Raw genomic sequence first — 5,380 nt, forward strand, 5'->3', positions numbered from 1 at the left:
CAACGTCAACGCCGTTCTTCGGGTCTCCAGGGAGTCGGGGTAAAACTGTCCCCGGTGGTTCCGCTTCGAACGTACTCGTCGCAAAGGCAATAATCACCGCACAATATGCGGCGATTATGCCACCCATTCGCCGCATCGGCTTAAGCGGGTACAGCTCAGTCCGAGCCACGCGCCTCCGCCCGCCGGCGCCGTGACTGGTCGCGATATTCGCCGGGCGGCAGGCCGTACTGGCTCTTGAAGGCCCGCGAAAACTGCGTCTGGTCGCCAAAACCCCAGCGATAGGCGATCTCGGCGACCGTCTGGCAGTTGTCGGGCTCGTCGAGCGCGGCGCGGCATGCCGCGAGACGCTGCTCGCGGATCCAGGACGCCACCGTCTGATCGGTGTCCCTGAACAAGGTGTGGAGGTAGCGGGTGGACAGGCCGCAGGCGCGCGCCACCATGTCCGGGTCGAGCCGCGGGTCCTGCAGATGCGCGCGGATGAAGGCCTCGATGCGCGCCAGATGCGCGTTGCGGACCGAGGACTGCCGCGACGCCAGGATGCGCTCGTCGGCCTTGATCGCCAGCACCAGCAGATCGACCAGCTGCCGTCCGACGGCGGTGCGCGATTCCGGCGTCAGCGTGTCGAAGCGGGCCGGCAGCAGGTGCAGCATGTCGGTGAACAGCCCCCCTGCCCCGTTGGCGGCGTCGAACCGCAGCGAGCACAGCCGGTCGGGGCCGCGGATGCGCTCGGCCAGCGCCTGCGACGTCACCTTCAGCACCCAGAGATCGGCCGGCTCGCCGTGGCTGAAGGTGTAGGGCTCGTGGCTGCGCTCCAGGAAGAAGCCGCCGGGCGCGCAGCGTATGTCGCTTCCGCATTGCGAGAAATAGACTTCCGAGCGGGTCGGCACGGTGACCAGGAATTCCTCGCTCCGCCCGGCTCCGAGGTGGCGCGGCTGCCTGAGATATTGCAGGCCGTCCGAGGTGAGGCGCGACACCGAGACCTCGCCGAACTGCCAGATCGTCAGGTCGCCGAAGAAGCGGTCGGGATTGCGGAAGGTGAGGTCGAGCGGGAAATAGGCGCTGGCGATCGCCCGATGCCAGTGCCGGCTTCGGTCGGCGGGTTGCGTGGCGGTGGTGCTTACCGAAACCTTCATCGTCCGTCCGCGAGAGCAGCGGCAAGAGTATGCGCGGCGGGGCGCGAACGCAACGCGGCGGCCGCGAAAGTGCGCCCGGCGTCAACGCGTCCTTCCCTCAGCGCAAAGACGGAAGCCGGCAAAGCTGCTTGGCTTGCGCAAGGCAAACGGCGCGGAAGCCGCCGGCGATCTTTTCGGGAACACTCTGTCGGCAGACGGCTTCGCGGGCCGCATGCCGCATCGCCGCGGCACTGGAGGAACGAATGACGGCGATAGCGGCAAACGTCGACCCGATCACCCTGTCGGTGGTGCGGGGCGTACTCGAAACGACGCAGCGCGAGATGACGCTGGCGCTGGAGAAGACGGCGCGCTCGTCGGTGTTCAACCTGGCGCATGACTATTCGACGGCGCTGTTCAACGCCCGGCCCGAGATGATCCTGCAGGGGCAGGACATCCCGATCCATCTCGGCTCCCTTATCCCGGCGATGAAGGCGGTGGCAAAATTCTTCGGCGACGACATCCACGAGGGCGACCTGTTCCTGCACAACGACCCGGCCTTCGGCGGCAGCCACGCCATCGACACCTGCATGTACAAGCCGGTCTTCTATCGCGGCGAGCTGGTCTACTGGACGGTGTGCAAGGGCCATCTCACCGACATCGGCGGCCCGGTGCCGGCCGGCTACAACCCCAATGCCACCGAGATCTACGCCGAATGCCTGCGCATCCCGCCGGTCAAGATCTGGGACCGGGGAAAGCCGCGCAACGACGTCCTCAACATGATCCTGACCAACATGCGGGCGCGCCGCGACCAGGAGGGCGATTTCCGCGCGCTCATCGGCGCCTGCCAGGTCGGCGAGCGCAATTTGATCGCGCTGCTCGACAAATACGGCAAGGAGACAGTCGACGCCTGCGTCGACACGCTGCTCGACATGGCCGACCGGCACATGCGCTCGCTGATCGCGACGGTGCCGGACGGCACCTATGAAGGCAAGGCGATCCTCGAGGACGCCGGCCACGGCTTCGGCGATTTCGAGATCGGCGCGACGGTGACGATCACCGGCGACAGCTGCCACATCGCCATCAGCAGCCCGCCGCAGATCCCCTACTTCATCAATTCCTACGAGGGCAACTCGCATTCCGGCGTCTATCTCGGGCTGATGATGTTCGCGGCGCTGCCGCCGCCCTATAACGAGGGGCTCTACCGCTGCGTCAGCATCGACTTCGGCCCCAAGGGCACGCTTTGCAACGCGCAGGAGCCGGCGCCGCACATGAACTGCACGACGACGCCGATGGAGACGCTGACCGACGCGGTGCGGCTCGCCTTCGAGAAGGCGATGCCGTCCAAGGTCGCCGCGTCGTGGGGCCACGCCAACGGCCTCAACATCGCCGGCAAGGACAGCCGCACCGGCGAGGAGTTCGTGACCATGGTGCTCGCCACCATCATCTCCGGCGGCGGCGCCACGCCGCAGCAGGACGGCTGGCACGCCGTCGGTCCGGAATGCTGCTTTGGCGCGCTCACCTCCGGCGATGTCGAGCTGCTGGAATACTCCTACCCGATCATCATCCACCGCTACTCGCTGATGACCGATTCCGGCGGCGCCGGAAAGTTCCGCGGCGGCTCGGGCACGGCCTGGGAGGTCGAGCCCCTCGACGGCGAGATGCTGTGCATCGGCTTCGGCGAGGGCCGCCGCATCCCGGCGATGGGCGCGGCCGGCGCCAAATCGGCGCTGGTCGACAGGAAGGTCGGCCGGGTCGAGCTCAGGCGCGGCGGCAAGGTCGACGTCGAGCGCAAGAACATCATCCAGACGATCAAATCGGGCGAGACCATCACCAATCTCAACCCGGGCGGCGGCGGCTACGGCAATCCGTTCGAGCGGCCGGTCGACAAGGTGGTGTGGGACGTTCGCAACGGCCTGGTCTCCATCGAAGGCGCGCGCGCCGACTACGGCGTGGCCATCAAGGATCCCGAAACTTTGGAAGTCGACCTGGCCGAGACCCGGCGGCTCCGGGCAGCGTGAGGGCAGCGGCAATGGAACATGCTTATCGTCTCGGCATCGATGCCGGCGGCACCTTCACCGACTTCGTCGTCGCCTCCCGCAAGAGCGGCGACGTCAAGCTGTTCAAGGCGCTCTCCACTCCTTCTGATCCGACCAAGGCCATCCGGGACGGCCTGAAGCTGATCGCCGACGATTTCGGCATCACGCCGGCGGAGCTGGTCGCCGACTGCGACCTCTGCATCAACGGCACCACCGTCGGCCTCAACGCGCTGATCACCCATCGCGGCGGCCGGACCGGGCTGATCTGCACCGCCGGCCACGAGGATTCGATCGAGATCCGCAACGGCCACAAGGAGGACGGCTACCGCTACGATCCGGAATATCCGGCCTGCACCATGCTGGTACCGCGCTACCTGCGCAAGGGCGTGCGCGAGCGCGTCATCTCCGACGGCTCCATCCGCGTGCCGATGAACGAGGAGGACGTGCGCGAGGCCTGCCGGCTGTTCCTCAGGGAGGGCGTGGAGACGGTCGCCATCTCCTTCGTCTGGTCGGTGCTCAACACCGAACACGAGCGCCGTGCCGCCGAAATCGTGCGCGAGATGATGCCGGACGCGATCCTCACCGTCGGCAGCGAGCTGTACCCGCAGATCCGCGAATACACGCGCACCTCGACGGCGGTGACCAACGCCTATCTGGCACCGGTGATGCGGCGCTATGTCGGCGCGGTGGACAGCTATTTCCGCCAGCTCGGCGCAAAACAGCCGGTGCGCTACTTCCAGTCGAACGGCGGGCTGGCGATCGGCCAGGCGATGACCGACCGGTCGGTCTACGCCATCAACTCCGGACCGGCCTCGGCGCCGCAGGCCGGCCTCTATGTCGGCAAGCCGTTCGGCAGGGACAACGTCATCACCGTCGACATGGGCGGCACGTCCTTCGACATCACGCTGACGCGCAACGGCCAGACCAATCTCAACAAGAACATCGACTTCCTGCGCTATCGCATCGGCGTGCCGATGATCCAGGTGGAGACGCTCGGCGCCGGTGGCGGCTCGATCGGCTGGATCGACAGCCTCGGCCTGCTGCAGGTCGGGCCGCAGTCGGCCGGCTCCGAGCCGGGGCCGGCCTGCTACGGCAATGGCGGCACCGAGCCGACGACAACCGACGCCAACCTGGTGCTCGGCTATCTCAACCCAGAGGGCCTGCTGGGCGGCAAGCTGCCGCTCGACAAGGCCAAGGCGCGGCAGGCGGTGACGAAACTGGCGGAGCCGCTCGGCATCAACGTCGAACAGGCCGCCTACGGCATGTTCACCATCGTCAACTCGAACATGGTCAACGGCATCCGCCGCGTGTCGGTGGAGCGCGGCTACGATCCGCGCGACTTCGTGCTGGTGGGGGCCGGCGGGGCGACCGCCGCGCACATCACCGCGCTGGCGCGCGAGATGGGGATCGACACCATCATCCTGCCAAAACTCGCCTCCGGGCTGTGCGCCTTCGGGCAGGTCATCTCCGACGTGAAGTACAACTACATGGCGACCGCCCCGCTGCGCCTCGACACGCCCGGCGCAAGCGAACACATCGACCGGCTGTTCGAGGAGATCGAGGAGCGCGGCGTCGCACATCTCAAGGCCGACGGCTTCCCCGGCACCAGGATCGACATCGGCCGCAGCCTCGACATGCGCTATGTCGGGCAGGTGCACGAATGCACGGTGGATATCGGGACCTTCCGGATCACCGACGAGACCATCGGGCGCGTCAAGGACGCCTTCCATGCCCGGCACGAGGAGCTCTACACCTATTGCGAGCGCCACAGCGCGGTCGAGGTGGTCAATATCGAATCGACCATCTACGGCCGCATCGACAAGCCGGCGCCGCCGCGGCTGACCGGCCAAGGCTCGGCCGAACTCGCGCTGAAGGGCCGCCGCGAGGCGATCTTCGACACCTCCGGCAGCGCGACCTCCACGCCGGTCTATGACGGTTCGAAGCTGGGCGTCGGCGCGACGATCGCGGGTCCCGCGATCATCGAGGAGGTGACCACGACGATCGTGGTGGAGCCGGACTGGACGGCGGCGCTGCATGAAAGCGGCAGCTACCTGCTGACGCGCAAGGGTTGATGCGGATCGCGATCGTTCTCCCGGTCGAGCTAATACCGAAGGCCGTGGACTCCGACCTTTGAGCTTCTCGCCAAGCCCCCTCTCCGTCTCGCCCTTCGGGCTCGCCACCTCTCCCCCACTGCGTGCTACGGCATGCACACATCTCTGAGAACCCAACCTT

At 67.0% G+C, this 5,380-nt stretch carries 3 protein-coding genes; 2 read left to right on the top strand and 1 reads right to left on the bottom strand.

What is annotated here, in order from left to right; all coding sequences use genetic code 11:
* Window positions 1–155: 155 nt before the first annotated feature.
* A complete protein-coding gene (locus tag AC5JDC_RS13355) occupies window positions 156–1,133 on the bottom strand; it encodes an AraC-like ligand-binding domain-containing protein (protein ID WP_495841764.1) in 978 nt (325 codons plus the stop codon).
* A 242-nt stretch (window positions 1,134–1,375) separates the two neighbouring features.
* Here AC5JDC_RS13355 and capB point away from each other — a divergent pair, with 242 nt between their 5' ends.
* Both capB and capA read left to right on the top strand, forming a co-directional pair.
* Window positions 1,376–3,130 carry a caprolactamase subunit beta gene (capB, locus tag AC5JDC_RS13360; protein WP_495841765.1) on the top strand — a complete coding sequence of 585 codons (1,755 nt, stop codon included), beginning with the start codon at window positions 1,376–1,378 and terminating at the stop codon, window positions 3,128–3,130.
* Window positions 3,131–3,141: 11 nt separating this feature from the next.
* Complete coding sequence (gene capA, locus AC5JDC_RS13365; RefSeq protein ID WP_495841766.1) at window positions 3,142–5,220, top strand: caprolactamase subunit alpha; 2,079 nt, start codon at window positions 3,142–3,144, stop codon at window positions 5,218–5,220.
* The last annotated feature ends 160 nt before the right edge of the window (window positions 5,221–5,380 follow it).

The sequence above is a fragment of the Kumtagia sp. genome (genome assembly GCF_059502445.1).

What these genes read in the sequence shown, in the direction of transcription:
- capB (WP_495841765.1), top strand. Translation starts at nt 1,376, where the DNA reads ATGACGGCGATAGCGGCAAACGTCGACCCGATCACCCTGTCGGTGGTG.
- capA (WP_495841766.1), top strand. Translation starts at nt 3,142, where the DNA reads ATGGAACATGCTTATCGTCTCGGCATCGATGCCGGCGGCACCTTCACC.
- AC5JDC_RS13355 (WP_495841764.1), bottom strand. Translation starts at nt 1,133, where the DNA reads ATGAAGGTTTCGGTAAGCACCACCGCCACGCAACCCGCCGACCGAAGC.